We start from the raw sequence: 20,693 nt of genomic DNA, 5'->3' as shown, positions 1-20,693 counted from the left end.
CTATTACTTTATAATTTCACCTTGATTGATTCGATAAAGCTTAGCATTGTTCATAATCTCATGATCTATGCCGTCTACGGATGTTGTCGTTACAAAGGTTTGTACTTTATGTTGAATCGTGCTTAGTAAATGTGTTTGTCGAGAATCATCTAATTCGCTTAACACATCATCTAGTAGTAAGATTGGATATTCTCCAACTTCAATGTTCATTAACTCTATTTCTGCTAGTTTAATGGATAATGCGGTCGTACGTTGTTGTCCTTGAGACCCATATGTTTGCGCATCCATATCATTTACATTAAAGCCTAAATCATCTCTATGCGGGCCAAATAAACAAACACCACGTTCCATTTCACGCTTAATATTGTCATTTAACAGTGTAATCACTTCGTCTAATAATGCTTGCGCGTCTTTATCCATATCACTGAGTTTTATACTTGGTAAATAAGTCAACGATAGCGTTTCTCTGTCATTAGTGATACCAGCATGAATCGGTTTAGCCAATGATTCTAATTCTTTGATGAAATGTGCTCGTCTCAACGTTACATTCAATGCATATTGCGCAAATTGTTGGTTTAAGACTTCTAACATCGTAGTGTCTTGTTTATGACCAAGTTGCAACTGCTTTAAGTAGTTATTCTTCTGTTTAAGAATACGTTGGTATTGAGCCAAGTCATTTAGATACACTGCAGAGATTTGGCCTAATTCCATATCAATGAACCGTCTCCGTATCTGTGGTGCCCCTTTGACAATATTTAAGTCTTCTGGCGCAAAAAGAACCACGTTAAGATGTCCAACATACTGCGTTAGTCGACTTTGTTCTAAGTGGTTCACTTTTACTTGTTTACCTTTTTTAGTTATAAACATCGTTAATGGCATCGTTCCATGTCTATAATTTAGTACACCCTCTATTTTAGCATACTCTGAGTTAAACCGTATAAGCTCCTTGTCATTTGATGTGCGATGACTTTTAGCTAAAGCTAATGTGTAAATTGATTCAAGTAAATTCGTCTTCCCTTGTGCATTTTCTCCAATCAGAATATTCACATCAGGATGACATTTAAGCGTAACTTCTTCATAGTTACGATAATTCTCTAATTGGAGTGTTTTAAGTTTCATTGTTCACCTTGATGAATAATGATTACAGAATCAATTTCAGGGATATCAGGGAAATCAATTCGATCTTGGTTGGCTAGTTTTTTACCACGACGTGTTTCGCGTTCACCATTAATTAAAACTTCATAATCTTGTAAGAACCATTTAGCTTGGCCACCTGATTCTATAATGCCTTCAGTTTTAAGAAACTGGCCTAACGTAATATCGCCTTCAACCACTACTTCTTGAACCAAAATAATCACTCCGTTTCTTTATGTGTCATTAATATATTATACCTTTTTTAGGTTTAAATTTCATTTAAAATGGAATGTGAAACCGTTTACTTCACAATATCTTTATACATATTTAAATTTTGAAGGAAAATTGCCTATATTTTTCAAATTGAAGCGGCTTTTTTTGAATAACAAAAGGCGTTAAAAATGATTTTATTACTCATATAGCCCTATTTTTAATTTTAAGGGCCATTTTTGCGTAAAAAGAAGTTGTTTAGAGTTATCCACTAGTTTTTAAGATTAACGTCTATATTGAAGGCTGAATGTGCTTATTATGCATTTTAAAAAGGAGTTAGACAACATTCTTTAAGAATGCATTGTCTAACTCCTAATTTTTGATGCTGAGGGTATGCCCCTCTAAAACTAATATGTTCTAATTGGTAAAATTAATTGCGTAACAGAGTCATCTGCTTTTGGTTTAAGAATGAATGGTTTCATCGTACCAAAGAATTCTACTTCAACTTCATCGTTATCAATTGCTTTCAGCGCATCCATCATATAACGAGAGTTGAATGAAATCTTCAAGTTGCCACCTTCCACATCAGTTGCTGTCACTTCTTCTTTTACAGTACCGATTTCAGGTGATGTTGATGATAATTCTACAACGTCATTACCTGTGCTCAACTTAATAACATTGTTACCACCTTCTCGTGCTAATAAAGAAGCACGATCAATTGCGTGATAGAATTCACCGTTGTCTAAACCTAATTTAATTTCATAATTCTCTGGGAATAGACGTGTCGTATCTGGATAATGACCTTCTAATAAACGAGAAATAAAATTTACATTACCAACTTTAAATAATACTTGGTTTGAAGCGAAGAAAATATCGATTTCTTCATCACTATCACTCATAATTTTATTCAATTCTGATAAAGCTTTACCTGGAATGATGACATTTTTGTTTTCTGACTCATCTTCCAACTTCAATTTTCTTACAGCTAAGCGGTGTGAATCAGTCGCAGTGCATATTAATTCATTATCTTGTATAAGCCAGTTCACACCAGTAAGTACTGGGCGTGTTTCTGAGGTGGACACTGCGAAATTTGTTTGTGCAATGATATTTTTTAAGACTTTTACTGATAATTGAATGGCGTCATCATGTGATACTTGAGGTAATAATGGATATTGATCAGGATCTAAGCCACTTAAGTTAAATTCTGAATGTCCAGATGTAATCAGTGTTTGGAATTGTTCGTTTGTTGATAATTTTACGTCTTTACCTGGTAATTTTTTAATAATATCTACGAAGAAACGACCAGGAAGCACGACTGAACCTGTTTCAGAAATAGTGACAATATCCTCACCATCAACTTGTTTAGGGATTGTAATTTCAATAGATATCTCAGAATCTGAACCAGTAAGAATGACCTCGTTGTCTTTAGCATCGATTTTGATACCTGTTAAAATCGGTAATGTTGTTCTTGGTGAGATGGCTTTTAATGTGTCATTTAATTGATTAATAAAATAATCTCTTCTAATTGTGAATTCCATTATTAATTTAAACTCCTTCCAGTCGTTTATATATAATTATATAGGTTTTAAATTCATAGTAATAGTAGTAGGGCTTGTGGATTAGTGGATATGTTAAGAAAATCCTTGTGTGCCAAAGTTATACACATGTGGATAAACTGTTGATGCTGTGTATTACTTTTTAACATTATCCACAATTACTAACAAAATCATCTTGTTCACTTGTCAGAGTTATTGGCGCTTAATTCAAGGTAACAGACCATTTACATTATTTCCCACTATTAAACGTCGTAATCTGTTGTATAACAGTTTCGACTATTTACATTATTGATTGCGAATTTCTTTTTCTAAATCTTCTACTTCTTGTTTAAAAATTGGATCTGCTTTGATATCCTTTGCAATTTTCTCATGTGCATGAATAACCGTTGTATGATCTCGACCACCGAATTCTTCACCGATCTTAGGTAATGAGAAATCAGTAAGTTCCCTTGATAGATACATAGCGATTTGACGAGGATACGCAATTGATTTGGTACGTTTTTTCGCACTAAAATCTTCAATACGAACGTTATAGTAATGCCCAACGACTTTCTGAATATCTTGAATTGTAATTTTCTTAGATTTAGGAACTTGAATAATATCTTTAAGTGCTTCTGCTGCTAATTCAGTTGTAATCGGTCTGCCTTGAAGCTTCGAATAGGCAAGTAAACGCGTGAGTGCACCTTCTAATTCACGAATGTTTGATTGAATTTGATTAGCAATATAATTTAATGCTTCAGCTGGAATTTCTAAATTTTCTTCTTCGATTTTTTTCTGAAGAATTGCCATACGTGTTTCATAATCAGGAGGCGTAATATCAACGATTAAGCCCCATTCAAATCGAGAACGTAAACGGTCTTCTAATTTAGCGATTTCTTTAGGTGGACGGTCACTTGAAATGACAATTTGTTTCTTATTTTGATGTAATTCATTAAATGTGTGGAAGAACTCTTCTTGCGTTTGTTCTTTATTTTGAATGAATTGAATATCGTCAATCAGTAACACGTCAATGTTTCTATATTTTTCTCTAAAAGCTTCTGGTTCATTGTTACGAATTGATTTAATGAAGTCATTTGTGAATTTTTCACTTGAAGTGTATAGCACTTTAGCATTTGGCTGATTACTGAGAACATGATGACCAATCGCATGCATAAGGTGCGTTTTACCAAGACCAACACCACCATAAATAAATAGAGGATTGTATGCTTGGGCTGGTGCTTCAGCAACTGCAAGACTTGCTGCATGTGGAAATCTGTTACCAGGTCCAATAACGAACGTATCAAATGTATTATGTGTATTAAATTGATCTGTACCTTCATGAACATCCTCGATGATGTGACGTTGAGGTTCGTTGCTTGGCGATTTAGCTTTACGACTCTCTTCGTCAAGTTCTGCTAATTGTTCAGCAGTGAAAAATTTGGGTTCAACTTCATAACCAATAACATCTTTCATAATTGTTTGAATAACTTCTTTATAGTTAGAATTTAACCATTCTGCATAAAATTCATGTATTACGAAAATGATTGCAACGTTATCACGAATTTCTTTAAGCTCCGTATCTTTCAAAAAAGTATTAAATGTCGATTTAGATATTTCTGATTCAGCAACGTCTAATACTTTTTTCCAAATTTCTTGTTCTGACATATAATAAACTCCATCTTCTTTAAATTTATGACTTATACACAGACATTTAGACAAGTGGATAAAAATAATCACAGCATGTTAATACTTATCCACAAGTTAATAACAATCGGTGGATAACTTTATATATGCTATGATTTATTCACACTAAAAACGTATATAAAATCAATAAATAAATCCTGTTAAAATAATGAATTAGACGACTTATCCACACAATTATACTTTTTAACCAAGAGAGATGTCAAATAGGTGTGAATATGTTGTTAAATTAGGTATAAATCTGTTAATAATGGTTATATTATCCACAATTATTGAATGGTCATCTGTGTATAAGTGGATAATTTTTAAAATGAAAGTACGATGTATTATAACAGCTTTGGGAAATAATTTATAAAGATGTATTTAAAATGAATAATGAAAGCACTAAGGACTCGGCGTAAAATGTATAAATATTAAAAAATGATTTTGTGACGAAGTTTACTAAAAAAATATTATCTTACTGCAAATGCTGCTTGCTTTATAAATAGTAATTTGTTATATTGTAGTAGTTGCTTGAATTATGACTAGATAAAATTGAATTAAAACAAGAATTCTGATATCAGAAAGTATAATTTATCTATTAAAATAATCAGGATCACTACAAGAGCGAGTGAGCTGGATAAATATGTAGATGGAGGTGTTTTGCATGGTAAAACGTACTTATCAACCAAATAAACGTAAACATAGTAAAGTTCATGGTTTCAGAAAACGTATGAGCACTAAAAATGGCCGTAAAGTTTTAGCACGTCGTCGTCGTAAAGGCCGTAAAGTTTTATCAGCATAAGATCACTGACTTCTCAGTGGTCTTTTTTTTCGTTTCAATAGGTATAAATTGGGACACGCTATATCAGAACGAACATAAACTAGAATGGCAAAGAATAATATAAGCGAGTGATGTGAACGTGGAGAAAGCTTACCGTATTAAAAAGAATACTGATTTCCAAACCATTTATAAAAGAGGCAAATCGGTAGCAAATAGACAGTTTGTTGTTTATACCTATAATAGTAATAAAGATCATTTCCGATTAGGAATTAGCGTATCTAAAAAGTTAGGTAATGCAGTGACTCGAAACAGAATTAAACGTGCGATTAGAGAAAATTTCAAAGTTCATAAAGAAGATATCATCGCACGTGACATTATCGTTATCGCTAGGCAACCAGCTAAAGACATGTCTACACTTGAAATTCAAGGTAGCTTAGAACATGTACTTAAAATTGCGAAAGTGTTTAATAAAAGGATTAAATAAGCAGGGTAGGGGAGGTATTAAGACTACCGTCAGTCTGACGTCAGACAAACAGGAGTCTTCCTTTTATAACGCTCAATCAACTTGTTAGCAATTTTAATAGAAACAAATTACAATGTTATAATGAAATTTTACTTGAATAAGGAGGCGAGGATAATCATGGATTTCGATACAATTACTAGTATATCAACGCCAATGGGTGAAGGTGCAATTGGTATTGTCCGTTTATCTGGACCGCAAGCCGTTGAAATTGGAGATAAACTATATAAAGGAAAGAAAAAATTAGAAGATGTAGACTCCCATACGATTAACTATGGTCATATAGTCGATCCAGAAACAAATGAAGTTGTTGAAGAAGTTATGATATCTGTGTTGAGAGCACCAAGAACATTTACCCGTGAGGATATTATTGAAATTAATTGTCACGGTGGTATTTTAACCATTAATCGTATATTAGAACTAACAATGACGTATGGTGCTAGAATGGCAGAACCGGGTGAATATACTAAGCGTGCATTCTTAAACGGACGAATTGATTTATCTCAAGCTGAAGCTGTTATGGACTTTATTCGTTCTAAAACAGATCGTGCTTCTAAAGTTGCTATGAATCAAATTGAAGGGCGCCTCAGCGACTTAATTAAACGACAACGACAATCCATTTTAGAAATTCTAGCCCAAGTAGAAGTGAACATTGATTATCCTGAATATGACGATGTTGAAGATGCTACAACAGAGTTCTTATTAGAACAATCTAAAAAAATTAAAAACGAAATTAACCTTCTATTAGAAACTGGCACACAAGGTAAGATTATGAGAGAAGGTCTTTCAACGGTAATTGTTGGTAAACCAAATGTAGGAAAATCATCAATGCTAAATAATCTTATTCAAGATAATAAAGCGATTGTAACTGAAGTTGCAGGTACGACGCGTGACGTCTTAGAAGAATACGTTAATGTTAGAGGTGTACCTTTAAGATTGGTAGACACTGCGGGCATTCGTGACACTGAAGATATCGTTGAAAAGATTGGTGTCGAACGTTCACGAAAAGCCTTAAGCGAAGCAGATTTAATCTTATTTGTCTTAAATAATAACGAACCTTTAACACAAGAGGATCGTACTTTATATGAAGTTATCAAAAATGAAGATGCCATTGTCATTGTAAATAAAACAGATTTAGAACAACATTTAGATATAAATGAAGTCAAAGAAATGATTGGTGATACGCCACTTATTCAAACCTCAATGCTTAAACAAGAAGGCATCGATCAACTAGAATTACAAATACGTGATTTATTCTTTGGTGGCGATGTTCAAAACCAAGATATGACATATGTATCTAATTCAAGACATATTTCTTTATTAAAGCAAGCTAGAAATGCAATTCAAGATGCGATTGAGGCAGCGGAATCTGGTATTCCTATGGACATGGTTCAAATTGATTTAACGCGTACATGGGAACTATTAGGTGAGATTATTGGTGAATCCGCAAGTGATGAATTAATTGACCAATTATTTAGTCAGTTCTGTTTAGGAAAATAATGAAATTGCAGATCATAGCCATTCGGGAACGAAATAATAAACATTAAACAAATTAAGACGGTAGGAAGTCTTAGCAATAAATACAGATAATGGAAATTTAAAGGAGGTCAATCAGGTGGTTCAAGAATATGATGTAATTGTCATTGGTGCTGGGCATGCAGGAATTGAAGCAGGTTTAGCATCTGCAAGACGTGGTGCCAAAACGCTAATGTTAACAATTAATTTAGACAACATTGCCTTTATGCCATGTAATCCATCAGTAGGTGGTCCAGCTAAAGGTATTGTCGTTCGTGAAATTGACGCATTAGGTGGCCAAATGGCAAAAGCAATTGATAAAACGCATATCCAAATGCGTATGTTAAATACTGGTAAAGGCCCAGCTGTACGTGCATTACGTGCGCAAGCCGATAAAGTATTGTACCAACAAGAAATGAAACGTGTAATTGAAGATGAAGATCATTTAGATATCATGCAAGGTATGGTAGACGAATTAATCATTGAAGATGATGAAGTTAAAGGTGTGCGTACAAATATCGGCACTGAATATCATGCACAAGCGGTTGTAATTACTACAGGTACGTTTTTACGTGGTGAAATTATTTTAGGTAATATGAAATATTCAAGTGGTCCAAACCACCAACTTCCATCTATTACGTTAGCTGATAATTTAAGAGAATTAGGCTTTGAAGTTGTACGTTTTAAAACGGGTACACCACCACGTGTGAATGCAAAAACAATCGACTACTCTCAAACTGAAATTCAACCAGGTGATGAGGTAGGTCGTGCATTTAGCTTTGAAACTACAGAATATATACTTGATCAATTACCATGTTGGTTGACGTATACAAATGATCGTACACATAAAGTCATCGATGATAACTTACACTTATCAGCCATGTATTCAGGTATGATTAAAGGGACAGGTCCACGTTATTGTCCATCAATTGAAGATAAATTTGTCCGTTTCAACGATAAACCTAGACACCAACTTTTCTTAGAGCCTGAAGGTCGTCATACGAATGAAGTATACGTTCAAGGGCTTTCAACAAGCTTGCCAGAACATGTGCAACGTCAAATGTTAGAAACAATTCCTGGTCTTGAAAAGGCCGACATGATGCGTGCCGGTTATGCGATTGAATATGATGCCATTGTACCAACGCAATTATGGCCAACATTAGAAACTAAAATGATTAAAAACTTATATACAGCCGGTCAAATTAATGGTACATCAGGATATGAAGAAGCGGCTGGACAAGGTATTATGGCGGGAATCAACGCAGCTGGTAAAGTGTTAGGAACAGGCGAAAAAATCTTAAGCCGTTCAGATGCATATATCGGTGTGTTAATTGATGATTTAGTTACGAAAGGTACAAATGAACCGTATCGTTTATTAACTTCTCGTGCTGAATATAGATTGCTATTACGTCATGATAATGCCGATCTACGTTTAACAGATATGGGCTATGAATTAGGTATGATTTCTGAAGAACGCTATGCACGTTTTAATGAAAAGCGCCAACAAATTCAAGATGAAGTTGAACGTTTAACTAATATTCGCATTAAACCAAATGAACATACGCAATCTGTTATTGAAGCACATGGTGGTTCACGTCTTAAAGATGGTATATTGGCGATTGATTTATTACGACGTCCAGAGATGACTTATGATACGATTTTAGAAATCTTAGAAGAAACGCATCAATTACCTGAAGCGGTTGAAGAGCAAGTTGAAATTCAAACGAAATATGAAGGTTATATCAATAAATCATTGCAACAAGTTGAGAAAGTTAAACGTATGGAAGCGAAAAAAATTCCTGAAGACTTAGATTATAGTAAAGTTGATAGTTTAGCGACTGAAGCACGTGAAAAATTAGCTGAAGTTAAACCATTGAATATTGCTCAGGCATCACGAATCTCTGGTGTTAACCCAGCAGACATTTCAATCTTACTTGTTTATCTAGAACAAGGTAAATTGCAAAGGGTGAAAAATTAATGAGTGGCGTAGAATGGCTAGCTAAAGAATTAAGTGAACATGGAATTGAGTTGTCAGATAAACAAAAAGAACAATTTCAGACATATTATCGTCTACTTGTTGAGTGGAATGAGAAAATGAATCTCACTAGTATTACAGATGAACATGAAGTTTATTTGAAACATTTCTATGATTCCATTACACCAAGCTTTTATTATGATTTTAATCAGCCCTTAGCCATCTGTGATGTTGGCGCGGGTGCTGGTTTCCCAAGTATTCCGTTGAAAATTGTATACCCTGAGTTGAAAGTGACGATTGTAGATTCACTAAATAAACGTATCCAATTTTTAAATCATTTAGCTGCCGAACTCGGCTTAACACAAGTTAGCTTTGTGCATGATCGAGCTGAAACATTCGGCAAAGGCGTCAATAGAGAAACATATGATGTTGTAACCGCACGTGCAGTAGCCAGACTTACAGTGCTAAGTGAATTATGTTTACCTTTAGTTAAAAAGGGTGGCCATTTCATCGCATTGAAGTCTTCTAAAGGAGAAGAAGAATTAGAAGAAGCGCAATTTGGGATTAGTATATTAGGTGGCGTCTTTAGTGATTCTTACACTTTCGATTTACCTGAAGATGCTGGAGAACGACAAATGATTATAATTGATAAACGTCGTCAAACATCTAAAAAATATCCTAGAAAACCTGGTACGCCTAATAAATCTCCTTTACTAGAAAATTAATAGCACTTACATGTTAAAATTAATTTTAAGAGGAGTGAATGGATAATGAAAAAACCTTTTTCAAAATTATTTGGATTGAAAAATAAAGATGACATCGTTGGATACATTGAAGAAGATCGCAATTCTAGCGTCGAATCCATTCAAATTGAGCGTATTGTACCTAACCGTTATCAACCAAGACAGGTGTTTGACTCAAGTAAAATTACAGAACTTGCGGAATCCATTGATGAACATGGGCTATTGCAACCGATTGTCGTGCGACCAATTGAAGAAAATATGTATGAAATCATCGCAGGTGAACGCCGTTTCAGAGCGTTACAATCTCTGCATAAAGCACAAGCCGATGTCATTATTCGTCATATGAACGATGAAGAAACTGCTGTTGTTGCTTTAATTGAGAATATTCAGCGTGAAAATTTATCTGCAGTAGAAGAAGCGGAAGCATATAAAAAACTGCTTGAAATTGGTGGAACTACGCAAAGTGAATTAGCTAAAAGTTTAGGTAAAAGTCAGAGTTTCATTGCGAACAAGTTGCGTTTACTGAAGTTAGCACCTAAAGTCATCAGTCGTTTAAGAGAAGGTAAGATTACAGAGCGTCATGCTCGAGCAGTATTATCTCTTAAAGAAGAAGATCAAGAACAACTCATTGAACAAGTCATCAATCAAAAGTTAAACGTTAAACAAACAGAAGCACGTGTTAAACAAAAAATTGGGCCTGAAAAGGTTAAAGCCCAATCTTTCCAATTCTCCAAAGATTTAACACAAGCACGTGATGAAGTTGGAAAGAGCGTTCAAGCAATTGAACAATCTGGTATACGTGTAGAACAACGTGATAAAGATCATGATGATTATTATGAAATTAAGATAAAAATTTATAAAAGATAGTAAAACATCTCCTTTTAGGCACCGGCTGAAAGGAGATTTTTTTTATAAAAATTTGAAAATTAGTTTTATTTCGTACGCCATTTACATTATACTGAAATAGTTTTACAATATTATTAAACGAAACGTATCGTTTAATAATTAAAGAAGAAGGGTTTAATGTGTTTGGAATATCCGTTTCTAGTGCTATTCTTCATTTTGTTATTGGAGGTCTTGCAGTAGCATTTGCATCTATTATGGCTGAGAAAGTCGGCGGTAAAATGGGTGGCATTATCGCTACTATGCCGGCAGTCTACTTAGCTGCAATCATAGCGCTTGCGATAGATCATCGTGGTAATCAACTCGTGCAAATGTCAATTCATCTTAGTTCTGGTGCGATTATTGGTATTATATCGTGCATTGTTACTGTCTTTCTAACTTCTCTTTATATTAGTAAAAGAGATTATAAAAGAGGTACAGGTTTTGCATTGATATGTTGGCTTGTCATTTCAATTGGCATGTTTGTCGTTAGACATATGAATTAATCATTGGAGGCTTTTGTAATGAAATTAGCATTAATTAAATTCCTCGTTGGGGGATTAGCGGTTACACTTAGTTATATTATTTCTGTAATATTACCTTGGAAAGAGTTAGGTGGTGTCTTTGCGACATTACCGGCAGTATTCTTAGTTTCATTATTTATCACAGGTATGCAACATGGTGATGTTATTGCTAAACACGTAAGTAGAGGGGCAGTGTTCGGTATGACTGGCGTGTTAATTAGTATATTAGCAACATGGGGGATGCTTTATTACACAAATCAATGGCTATTAAGCATCGTTGTTGGCTTTATTGCGTGGTTTGTAAGTGCAGTAATTATATTTGAAATCGTTGAAATTATTTCGCATTTAAGAAGGGGAAAACATGGCTGGAAGACCGAAAGATCCGACAATTAATTATAAAATCTTTAATGAAATAGATAAATTGTTAACTAAGACGCATTTTAGAGAAATTACAATTGATCAACTATCTGAAAATACAGGCGTTTCCAAAGCGACGATTTACCGTCGTTGGAAAGATAAGTCATCTATTATTGTAGATATGTTTGTAAGTAGAACACAGATTTTCGAAAATAATGATAAAGATTTATATACGGGATTATATCAATATTTAATAAAAATAATGGAAATTTATAAAACGAATCTTGGACGAGCGGTAATTGAGATATTGATTAGTAATCAACAAAATGATGCACGTGAGTTGTTTATGAAAGGTTATTTTAAAAGTAACCGAAAAGTATTAAAATCGATTATCGCACAACATATCAAAGAAGAGGACCAAGATTTATTTATTGATTTAATTTTCTCACCTATTTATTTCAATATTTTAATTAAACCTGAAACTTTAGATGAAGCCTATATTAAAAAGATGCTTGATGTTATTTTAAAATCGTTTAATTAATAATGGCTTATAGCAAAGAGGAACTGCGTTTTAATAAATAGCGCAGCTCCTTTTTTTAGACGTCAGGAAGTCTTGTAAATGTTGATATTACAGCATGTAAAAGGATTTTGACAATGAAAAAGATGTGATTGTCAAAGAAATTTGGTAGTTTTTTATATACAGAGACGTTTCTATGGAGTTGAAGTGAGATACGATTATTCATTTCAATCTTGTTTCTATTCTAGACAAGATTAATCTAAATGGTTAAGGAGTTATGGGTGATGGAAATCGGTCAACAAATTCGAAAATATAGAGAAAAAGAAAATTACTCCCAAGAGTACCTAGCTGAAAAATTATATGTTTCAAGACAAACGATTTCTAATTGGGAAAATGAAAGAAGTTATCCAGATATCCATAATTTATTAATGATGTGTAATTTATTTAATGTTTCATTAGATGATCTTGTCAAAGGAGACGTGAAACGTATGGAACATGAAACTATTAAAAAAGACATGGATTTTTGGACGTGGATAATGTTGGTTTGGATGTTATTAGCATGTGTTTTAATAGGACCACTTTTATTTTATCTGAGTTGGTGGGGCGTTGCGATTACCTATGTCATTTTTTCTGTAGGTTTTTATAGTAGTACGCAAATCGACAAAATTAAATACAAGCACGGTATGGATAATTACGATCGAATCGTTGCATTTATGAATGGTCAAGATCCTAATGAAGTTCAGACAAGTAAAACACGTAATCTCATTACGAGCATCTTATCATTTGTCTTTGTAGTAGGCGCATTTGTAATCATATGTTGGTTGAGTATTTATTTATCATTTAAATTTTTACCATAATCAATGATAAAGACCTAAGAAGCGGAAATGCTTCTTAGGTCTATTAAAAATATCACTTTGAATTCTATTCATCTCTCTGTTGATTATTAATTGTCTTGTTTTTCTTCATAACGTTTCAAGAGATAACCGCCACCAAGTAAGCCTACCGGTACACCAATAAATGGCGTCGCAATACTACTCAAGACAAAGACGATAAGTACTAACATTAGGCCATTAAACCAGTTGACTTTTAAACTTAATAAATCCTCATAAGATTTACGAATTAATTCTTTAATATTCATTTAAAAACATCCTTTCTTCTTAATCATTATATAGCGTGTTTTACAATTCGATTTGCGTGAACAAACGATATCACAGCAAAGATAAGATACACAAGTGAATACACAATCATCACAATGATAATTGGTGTTGGAGAAAATTCTCCCATCAGTTTCATAAATACTAGTGCTGCAAATAAGGCGTGTAGTAACGCGATAATTAAAGGTAAACCAAAGTTGAATAATATCTTTAAGGCCAAACCTTTCATCATATCAGTATGTGTGAAACCGATACGTCTTAAGATCCGGTAATTGTTAATTTCATCTTCAGTTTCGTCCATTTGTTTAATATAAATAATGCATCCAGCTGCGATTAAGAATGCTAATCCTAAGAATGAAGTCACAAACATTAAAATACCGTTACTTTCATCAAGCATTTGTTTTGTATCACTTTTCAGCGCTACAGTTGGACTCACTTTTTTAGCTAATTTTTCCGCTTTTGATATGTCTTGGTGATGTTTAATATCGAAACCATAATGATGTAATAATTGATCTTTCAGTTTCAATTTATTGTAAACGTCTGGACTCACTTTTAATACGGGACCACCTATAGACACATTTGATGGGATGACTTCATTGTCATTTTTTTGATTTACAAGTAATGTCACTTTCTGTTGGCCTTGAAGTGTCATATCATTATCTGTATGAACACTTACCATACCTGACAGTGGACCTTGTGTATTCGTAATTGTAGCATGGTTACCTTTGATTTGCGCATCTGACATAACAATGACACCAGCATTTTGTATACCGTTAGATGTTTTACTTTTTAATACATCATTTTTGAGCAGTTTCGTGTTACTTCCCTCTAATGTTTTAGTGTCATATTGAATATGATGCTGTTTTAATAATTGCTCGTATTTTTGAGCTGATTGCGATTTAGTAAAGTTAATGTCTTGAGGAGATGATGTTTGAATCATATAATCCGTATTGGCTTTACTAATTGCACCAAAACATAGAATCGTTACCGTTATTGCTGAAATAATCGCGATAATTGTTAGTGACATCGCATTTTTCTTCATGCGGTGCATAATAGATGATGTAAATACAACATCTGTAATTGAAACACGACCATGTTTTGATTTTTTCAGAGATTTAAATATGATAGATACTGAACTTCTAAAGAATAGATACGCTCCTACAACAGTTAGAAATAAAATGAGAAAAGGTGTTACTAAGGCCATCGTTAATCCTTGGAATTTGCCAAACATTTCAGTGGAGATGTAATAGCCTAAGATAATCATGACAATGCCTAGAATACCTGCAATAAGTTCAGGAACAGTAATTTTTGATTTAGTAGCTTCTGATTTTGTACTATCTTTCATCATTGACAGTATCGTTCTTCTTTTTAGAAAAAGGTAGTTCTGAAACATAATCAAGATAAATGCGAGTATAAGCATTACTATTGTTTGAATTAATGCAGGTAATTCAAATCCTATCGACACGTCTACTTTTAGATGCATCATTTTCACTAGAATATTAAGTAAAAGTTCGGAACCAACAATGCCTACTAAAATACCTATGATACCTGTGATAATAAAGAAAGTAAGCTGTTCAATTGCTAGCATTCGTAAAATATTTTGTCGTGTTAAACCGATGAGTTGAAATAATGCAAATTCACGTGTTCGACGTTTAATAAACAATTGGTTCGCATACATTAAGAAAATGATAATTGTAATAAATAAAAACACTGCGCCTACTTTAGCACCCTCTTGTATCACTTTTGGAGAACCACCGTTATTGATACTATGCGTATACTGCAAAGTGACAAAGCTAAAGTATAAAATAATACTAAAGATTAATGAAAAGAGATATAGTGCATAATTTTTAAAATTACTTTTTAAATTTTTGAGTGTAATCTGATTAAATGTCATTTGCGACACCACCTAAGGCAGACTGTAATTGAATAATTTCATCATAAAATTCACGTTTTGACTTATGTTCTTGGTGGATTTCTGAATGAATATGTCCATCTTTTAACATAATGACACGCTGTGCGAAGCTTGCAGCGGATGGATCATGAGTTACCATAATAATGGTACTATCGAATTGTGCATTCATTTCTTCAAGACGATTGAGTAAGTCTTGCGCACTTTTCGAATCAAGCGCGCCAGTTGGTTCATCCGCAAAGATGATCGATGGTTTATGAACGAAAGCACGTGCTGCTGCGGTACGTTGTTGTTGGCCACCTGATATTTCACTTGGATATTTATTGCTTAAATCATAAATACCGAGTGCTTCCGTTACTTCTTTATAATTGTGTTCCATTTCATCTTTACTCACTTTTTGAACAGACAACGGCAACATGATATTTTCTTTTACGGTTAACGTCGGTAACACACTGTAATCTTGGAAGATAAATCCGAGTTCTTTTTTGCGAAATTGTGCTAATTGTTTGTCCTTCAGCTTATTAATTTCATTGCCACTTACTTCGACAGTGCCTCCAGAAATACTATCGATCGAACTAATGACGTTGAGTAACGTCGTCTTTCCTGAACCAGAAGGGCCCATTATGGCGACGAATTCTCCTTTGTCCACTGAAAAGTTAATGTCGTTTAGCGCTTTATATTTTTGTTTATTTCCATATACTTTTGATAAATGATTGACGTTTAAAATTGGCATGTCCATCGCACTCCTTGTTCGTTTTATAATTTTTCTTTTGCTTGAGTTGGAATTTCTGATTGTTTGACTTCTTCATATGATGTAATAGTGTGAGATTTTTCACTTACAACTAGGTAATGATTCGTTTTTAATTTTTTAGATGCTGTATAATCAATCTTTTTAGCTTTACCGTCTTTGGTGTAACCTGTTTGGTTGTAATGGTAGATATAGAAGTCTTTTTCCTTATCAACGACTTCTACGTTTGATGGTTTTTGTGTCTTAACATAATAGTTATATGTTGGTGCTACGGGGTTCAATTTATTCCAATCATTGACTGCACGATTGTTAGGGTGTTGATTGGAATAGGCATCTAATCCAAATAATCCTCCAATTATGACAATTGCAATAATAACGACTGCAATGACTGTATTTCTTAAGGTTTTCAATATCATCACTCCTTATTTCTATTACATTTATAATTGTAGGAAGATTGCGTCAGTACTGCCTTTATCTAACCTTACAAAGTCGTCGTTATTTCTTACGAATATGAAAGATTGACTTTATTTTTGAAAATAAAAGTGAGAAGGCACACTTAAATGTAATAACTTGAATAGTAATCATCTAAGAGGTTTGTTACGATGAGGCTAACAATATGTTAGAGAAGACCTCATGATAGCATGCGGTGTCTTTAGTAAGAACTTGAGGGTAATAACGTTACCGGATTTAAAGATGAGTGAAACGACTTTGCAATGATTTTGTGATAAAGTAAGTTATGTTTATAAAAGATGATAGGCGGGGTTTAATTGAAAAAAGAGATAATTGAATGGATTGTAGCCATTGGTGGCGCACTTTTAATTGTAGGTATTGTATTAAAGTTTATCGGCACATCATACACAGTATCAGGGTCGTCGATGTATCCGACTTTTCAAGATAGAAATAAAGTGATTGTAAGTAAAATTTCTAAAACATTGAATCACATTGATAATGGTGATGTTGTTGTCTTCCATGAAGATGCACAACGTGATTTTATTAAACGTGTGATTGGTACGCCTGGTGATAAAGTAGAGTACAAAGGTGATCAATTATATGTGAATGACAAAAAGGTATCAGAGCCGTATTTAGATTATAATAAGAAACACAAACAAGGTAAGTATTTAACTGGTACATTTAAGACAAGCCAAGTGAATGGTGCTGACGGTAAGAACAAAATCCCTAAAGATAAATATTTAGTTTTAGGTGATAACAGACAAAATAGTATAGATAGCCGTTTCGCTGAAGTTGGTTTAGTAGATAAAGATCAACTTGTAGGTAAAGTTGTATTAAGATATTGGCCATTTAATAAATGGGAAGCTGGCTTTAACCCAGGTACATTCGAGTAAATAAAAATAGAGTATAGTAGTAGTTTTGGGAGTGGGACAAAAATTAAAATAATTTCGTTGTCCTGCTCCCAACTTGCATAGCTTGTAGCATTTCTTGATGAAATTCTCATTGCTAGGGCCCCTGCCCGTATGGATGACTAGATTTGAAAAACGCTTGATTTAAGCGCATTTTGAAATCAGTCCGCTACTGCCAAAATGATAACGAGGCTGAGACATTTTATTTTGTCCCAGCCACTTTTTTATTTCAATATTAAGCAAAGCAATATTTAGGCAAATGTATAAAATGCATATGTCGAAATATTGCTTTTTGGAATATATAATTTTTTTGATAGAAAGTTTAAAATAATGTAGAAAACAATACAAAATAAATGATATACTTTTTGAAGATTTAAAAAATTAAAAATTGGAGGGAACACCTATGCAATGTCCAAATTGCGGAAGTGCAATCGAGCCTAACGATTTATTTTGTGGCGAGTGTGGCCATAAAATAGATAAACAGTCCCAAACGGTTAATTCTGCTGAGAAAGATATCTCAAATGCAGAGGCGAATGGGCGACGATACGATACAAGTGCATCATTGGGAGAAGAACACGTAACGACATCAAATCATAATGAACAATTATCTAGAACAAACAACACAACACAAGATAAACGTAATAATGACGAAGACAAAGTGATAGATAACCAGCATGTATCTGAAGATCATTCAACAACACAACAACATCAAATGCATCAGCCACAATCAAATCAACAACCTCACAACAACGCATCACATACATATCACAGTCAACAACAATACAACGAGCCGTATTCAAACTATCAACAACCACAACAATCAAGCCAATTTAGTGAACATGCAAAAGAAGTGACAGAAGAAAGTAAAGGTTTCTTCAGAAGTGCTTTCGCAGCACCTGACCAAGTTCTAAAAAGCCAACAAGCATTTAGTTTTAAATTGTTATTTTCTTTACTCGTTATTGGTTTATTAGTCATCGCATTGTTACTTGCGATTGCAATACCTTCAACAATTGGTTTATTTGCGACACCTAAGAGTCAAATTATCTTTTCGATTATTGTAGCCATCATTTTATTCTTAGCGGTTATCGTAGGTGCGACGTATGGTATCACACGTTTAGTAGTGAGACAGCCAATTCCATTCAGAAAAGTATTGTCGGATTTTATATTGATCAATAGTGTTTCAGTCGCAGTATTAGTACTTGCATTGATTTTAATGTTTGCTAATTCTTATGGATTTGGTGGCGCATTATTTATGCTATCCATCTTGTTAATTGTTATTTCAGGTGTGTACATGATTGCTAAATATAGTGCCAATCATCATACGCGCTTTTCAAGTTTTTATGGTGTGATTATTTACATTATTGTTTTCTTCTTATTTGTAACGATTTTTGGGGAATCTTTATTTAACCAAATCTTTGCTAACTTAATCAGTGAGTTCAATAATCTATTTGATGGGAGTTCGATCTACTAATGAAATATTGTAGTAATTGTGGGCAACCGCTTCGTGAAGGTGTGAAGGTATGTACAAATTGTGGTAAGCCTGTTCACCAATCTAAGTCGAATAGCGCTAATACACAACATGATCATAACCAAAATCAGCATAACCAACGTCGACAAGATATGCATGAACAACATTTAAATCAGGAATACAATAATTATAATCAGCAAGGTTATGTCCCTAGACATGATCAACAACCACGTAAAGGCGATAATAAAAAGACGTGGATTATTATTGCTGTTATAGCTGTATTACTTATCGCTTTAATCGTTGCATTTTCATTATTAAAAAATCAATTTTCTCCGGAAAAGCAAGCATCAAATATTGCACAAGCAATCAAGAAAGACGACGAAAAAGCATTAGCCAAAGAAGTTACGACACAAAACGATCAAAAATTAAGTCAGGAAGAAGCACGCGCGTATTTAAATTATATTAAAACAGAAGATGATTTAAATAATGTTGGAAGCAATGTAGAACAAAGTGCGAAAGAAATTAAAGATAATCGCTTCAACAATTTGTCTGTCGATGCTAATGGGAACAATGTGTTAAATATTTCTAAGGATGGCAAGAAATTCTTATTCTTTGATAATTACACATTTAATGTTCCACAAAAATCCGTTAGTATTTATCCAAGTAGTAGTGGAGATATTACTTATGAGTATAATGGTAAAAAACGCACGACAACAGTTTCTGAAGATGAAGAAAAAACACTTGGTACGTTCCCAATCGGTGATTACAATTTAAAAGCCACGAAAGATATTGATGGTAAGAAATTCAAAGGGGCGTTAATGATCAATATGAGTGATAGTAATATTGCTTATGAATCATTTAAACAAAAACGTTTCACAGTTAGCGTTGATGGTGGTTATATGTTAAATAACGTAAAAATATATGCGAATGATAAAGAAATTGGAAGTGAAACATCTTCTGAGACATATGGACCATATGATCCTGATGAAGAAGTAACGGTGTATGCACAAGGCACATATGAAGGTAAAACGTTTAAATCAGATTCAGTGAATGTGACAAGTGCTGGAGACGACGATGATGATGTCACAGACGTCACAGTAACGTTTGATGATGATGAAATTGATAACTATATCGATGATAAAATGGATGCAGATAGTGACAGCGATGATTCTGATTCAAGTTCAGAAGAAGTAACGCGTGACAATGTCATTGATAAAGTAGAATCATATGAAGGTCATACATTAGATACGGACACTTACACATACAAAGAACCAGAGAAAACAGATGACGGCAAATGGGGCTTCTCATTTACTGATAAAAATGGAGATTTAGCCGGTTCTTATACCGTTGATACGGATGATGGTTATGTAACAGAATACGATGAAGACGGGGAAGAAGTCGGTTCAGGTTATTAATGATTTAATAGCAATAACAGTCTGGAACATAAATAATATAATAATGCTAATTAGCAAATTCGCAGTAGCTGACTGAACTGAGAAGGCGCTTAAATCAAGTTTTTCTCAGTTCTAGTCATCCTTGCGGGCGGGGCCCCAACAAAGAGAATTTCACTAAGAAATTCTACAAGCAAAGCAAGCTGGGAGTGGACGACGAATTTAAAAGAATTCTGTCCCACTCCCATCTCACTTTATATATTTATAACGTGAATAGATAAAAATGTTG

The 20,693-nt window shown here is 33.8% G+C and carries 21 protein-coding genes; 13 read left to right on the top strand and 8 right to left on the bottom strand.

What is annotated here, in order from left to right; translation table 11 throughout:
* Positions 1–3 precede the first annotated feature (3 nt).
* From recF to dnaA, 4 genes are all read right to left on the bottom strand, one after another.
* Positions 4–1,119: a DNA replication/repair protein RecF gene (gene recF / locus KA878_RS10865; protein ID WP_193839823.1), complete on the bottom strand. Its 1,116-nt coding sequence runs from the start codon at positions 1,117–1,119 to the stop codon at positions 4–6.
* Positions 1,116–1,358, bottom strand: a complete 243-nt coding sequence (yaaA, locus tag KA878_RS10860) for a S4 domain-containing protein YaaA (protein ID WP_174841934.1) — start codon at positions 1,356–1,358, stop codon at positions 1,116–1,118. The genes recF and yaaA overlap by 4 nt, the downstream gene beginning before the upstream one ends.
* 393 nt (positions 1,359–1,751) lie before the next feature.
* Positions 1,752–2,885: a DNA polymerase III subunit beta gene (gene dnaN, locus KA878_RS10855; RefSeq protein ID WP_193839928.1), complete on the bottom strand. Its 1,134-nt coding sequence runs from the start codon at positions 2,883–2,885 to the stop codon at positions 1,752–1,754.
* A gap of 300 nt (positions 2,886–3,185) precedes the next feature.
* On the bottom strand, positions 3,186–4,544 hold the full coding sequence (gene dnaA, locus KA878_RS10850; RefSeq protein ID WP_107629416.1) for a chromosomal replication initiator protein DnaA: 1,359 nt from the start codon (positions 4,542–4,544) through the stop codon (positions 3,186–3,188).
* Between the two features lie 682 nt (positions 4,545–5,226).
* Here dnaA and rpmH point away from each other — a divergent pair.
* The 10 genes from rpmH (at position 5,227) to KA878_RS10800 (ending at position 13,233) form a co-directional block, all read left to right on the top strand.
* On the top strand, positions 5,227–5,364 hold the full coding sequence (gene rpmH, locus KA878_RS10845) for a 50S ribosomal protein L34 (RefSeq protein ID WP_000240855.1): 138 nt from the start codon (positions 5,227–5,229) through the stop codon (positions 5,362–5,364).
* Between the two features lie 112 nt (positions 5,365–5,476).
* Positions 5,477–5,827, top strand: coding sequence for a ribonuclease P protein component (rnpA, locus tag KA878_RS10840; RefSeq protein ID WP_174841452.1), 351 nt, complete (start codon positions 5,477–5,479; stop codon positions 5,825–5,827).
* Positions 5,828–5,983: 156 nt separating this feature from the next.
* Positions 5,984–7,363, top strand: a complete 1,380-nt coding sequence (gene mnmE / locus KA878_RS10835; RefSeq protein ID WP_193839822.1) for a tRNA uridine-5-carboxymethylaminomethyl(34) synthesis GTPase MnmE — start codon at positions 5,984–5,986, stop codon at positions 7,361–7,363.
* Positions 7,364–7,478: 115 nt separating this feature from the next.
* Complete coding sequence (gene mnmG, locus KA878_RS10830) at positions 7,479–9,356, top strand: tRNA uridine-5-carboxymethylaminomethyl(34) synthesis enzyme MnmG (RefSeq protein ID WP_193839821.1); 1,878 nt, start codon at positions 7,479–7,481, stop codon at positions 9,354–9,356.
* Positions 9,356–10,078: a 16S rRNA (guanine(527)-N(7))-methyltransferase RsmG gene (gene rsmG / locus KA878_RS10825; RefSeq protein ID WP_053030320.1), complete on the top strand. Its 723-nt coding sequence runs from the start codon at positions 9,356–9,358 to the stop codon at positions 10,076–10,078. Before mnmG ends, rsmG begins: the two co-directional genes overlap by 1 nt.
* Before the next feature lie 45 nt (positions 10,079–10,123).
* A complete protein-coding gene (gene noc, locus KA878_RS10820) occupies positions 10,124–10,963 on the top strand; it encodes a nucleoid occlusion protein (RefSeq protein WP_053030319.1) in 840 nt (279 codons plus the stop codon).
* Positions 10,964–11,121: 158 nt separating this feature from the next.
* A complete protein-coding gene (locus KA878_RS10815; RefSeq protein WP_053030318.1) occupies positions 11,122–11,484 on the top strand; it encodes a DUF3147 family protein in 363 nt (120 codons plus the stop codon).
* A gap of 18 nt (positions 11,485–11,502) precedes the next feature.
* Positions 11,503–11,895: a DUF3147 family protein gene (locus KA878_RS10810; protein ID WP_053030317.1), complete on the top strand. Its 393-nt coding sequence runs from the start codon at positions 11,503–11,505 to the stop codon at positions 11,893–11,895.
* On the top strand, positions 11,864–12,400 hold the full coding sequence (locus KA878_RS10805; protein ID WP_193839820.1) for a TetR/AcrR family transcriptional regulator: 537 nt from the start codon (positions 11,864–11,866) through the stop codon (positions 12,398–12,400). The genes KA878_RS10810 and KA878_RS10805 overlap by 32 nt, the downstream gene beginning before the upstream one ends.
* A gap of 260 nt (positions 12,401–12,660) precedes the next feature.
* Positions 12,661–13,233 (top strand): helix-turn-helix transcriptional regulator, encoded by a 573-nt coding sequence (locus KA878_RS10800; protein WP_193839819.1) that lies wholly within the window; start codon positions 12,661–12,663, stop codon positions 13,231–13,233.
* Positions 13,234–13,319: 86 nt separating this feature from the next.
* Here the strand turns inward: KA878_RS10800 and KA878_RS10795 are convergent, their stop codons facing one another.
* From KA878_RS10795 to KA878_RS10780, 4 genes are read right to left on the bottom strand one after another with little or no spacing between them, the layout of a single operon-like run.
* Positions 13,320–13,514, bottom strand: a complete 195-nt coding sequence (locus KA878_RS10795; protein ID WP_053030313.1) for a VraH family peptide resistance protein — start codon at positions 13,512–13,514, stop codon at positions 13,320–13,322.
* 26 nt (positions 13,515–13,540) lie between these two features.
* A complete protein-coding gene (locus tag KA878_RS10790) occupies positions 13,541–15,424 on the bottom strand; it encodes an FtsX-like permease family protein (protein ID WP_193839818.1) in 1,884 nt (627 codons plus the stop codon).
* Entirely contained in the window at positions 15,414–16,172 is a 759-nt protein-coding gene (locus tag KA878_RS10785; RefSeq protein WP_193839817.1) for an ABC transporter ATP-binding protein, read from the bottom strand. Before KA878_RS10785 ends, KA878_RS10790 begins: the two co-directional genes overlap by 11 nt.
* Before the next feature lie 23 nt (positions 16,173–16,195).
* Entirely contained in the window at positions 16,196–16,603 is a 408-nt protein-coding gene (locus tag KA878_RS10780) for a YxeA family protein (RefSeq protein WP_193839816.1), read from the bottom strand.
* A gap of 351 nt (positions 16,604–16,954) precedes the next feature.
* Between KA878_RS10780 and lepB the strand changes: the two genes are divergently transcribed.
* From lepB to KA878_RS10765, 3 genes are all read left to right on the top strand, one after another.
* Positions 16,955–17,530 carry a signal peptidase I gene (gene lepB / locus KA878_RS10775; RefSeq protein WP_053030309.1) on the top strand — a complete coding sequence of 192 codons (576 nt, stop codon included), beginning with the start codon at positions 16,955–16,957 and terminating at the stop codon, positions 17,528–17,530.
* A 418-nt stretch (positions 17,531–17,948) separates the two neighbouring features.
* Positions 17,949–19,016 (top strand): zinc-ribbon domain-containing protein, encoded by a 1,068-nt coding sequence (locus KA878_RS10770; protein WP_193839815.1) that lies wholly within the window; start codon positions 17,949–17,951, stop codon positions 19,014–19,016.
* Positions 19,016–20,428, top strand: coding sequence for a zinc ribbon domain-containing protein (locus KA878_RS10765; RefSeq protein WP_193839814.1), 1,413 nt, complete (start codon positions 19,016–19,018; stop codon positions 20,426–20,428). Before KA878_RS10770 ends, KA878_RS10765 begins: the two co-directional genes overlap by 1 nt.
* The last annotated feature ends 265 nt before the right edge of the window (positions 20,429–20,693 follow it).

Origin of the sequence: Staphylococcus sp. GDY8P57P (assembly GCF_017892585.1) — a bacterium.
Lineage (GTDB): Bacteria > Bacillota > Bacilli > Staphylococcales > Staphylococcaceae > Staphylococcus > Staphylococcus borealis.
Note: the sequence above shows the minus strand (reverse complement) of the source record. Positions and strands in the feature narration are given on the sequence as shown.

Excerpts from the sequence above, each read along its gene's own strand:
- recF (WP_193839823.1), bottom strand. The coding sequence starts at position 1,119 with ATGAAACTTAAAACACTCCAATTAGAGAATTATCGTAACTATGAAGAA.
- dnaA (WP_107629416.1), bottom strand. The coding sequence starts at position 4,544 with ATGTCAGAACAAGAAATTTGGAAAAAAGTATTAGACGTTGCTGAATCA.
- rpmH (WP_000240855.1), top strand. The coding sequence starts at position 5,227 with ATGGTAAAACGTACTTATCAACCAAATAAACGTAAACATAGTAAAGTT.
- mnmE (WP_193839822.1), top strand. The coding sequence starts at position 5,984 with ATGGATTTCGATACAATTACTAGTATATCAACGCCAATGGGTGAAGGT.
- rsmG (WP_053030320.1), top strand. The coding sequence starts at position 9,356 with ATGAGTGGCGTAGAATGGCTAGCTAAAGAATTAAGTGAACATGGAATT.
- noc (WP_053030319.1), top strand. The coding sequence starts at position 10,124 with ATGAAAAAACCTTTTTCAAAATTATTTGGATTGAAAAATAAAGATGAC.
- KA878_RS10810 (WP_053030317.1), top strand. The coding sequence starts at position 11,503 with ATGAAATTAGCATTAATTAAATTCCTCGTTGGGGGATTAGCGGTTACA.
- KA878_RS10805 (WP_193839820.1), top strand. The coding sequence starts at position 11,864 with ATGGCTGGAAGACCGAAAGATCCGACAATTAATTATAAAATCTTTAAT.
- KA878_RS10800 (WP_193839819.1), top strand. The coding sequence starts at position 12,661 with ATGGAAATCGGTCAACAAATTCGAAAATATAGAGAAAAAGAAAATTAC.
- KA878_RS10795 (WP_053030313.1), bottom strand. The coding sequence starts at position 13,514 with ATGAATATTAAAGAATTAATTCGTAAATCTTATGAGGATTTATTAAGT.
- KA878_RS10790 (WP_193839818.1), bottom strand. The coding sequence starts at position 15,424 with ATGACATTTAATCAGATTACACTCAAAAATTTAAAAAGTAATTTTAAA.
- KA878_RS10785 (WP_193839817.1), bottom strand. The coding sequence starts at position 16,172 with ATGCCAATTTTAAACGTCAATCATTTATCAAAAGTATATGGAAATAAA.
- KA878_RS10780 (WP_193839816.1), bottom strand. The coding sequence starts at position 16,603 with ATGATATTGAAAACCTTAAGAAATACAGTCATTGCAGTCGTTATTATT.
- KA878_RS10770 (WP_193839815.1), top strand. The coding sequence starts at position 17,949 with ATGCAATGTCCAAATTGCGGAAGTGCAATCGAGCCTAACGATTTATTT.
- KA878_RS10765 (WP_193839814.1), top strand. The coding sequence starts at position 19,016 with ATGAAATATTGTAGTAATTGTGGGCAACCGCTTCGTGAAGGTGTGAAG.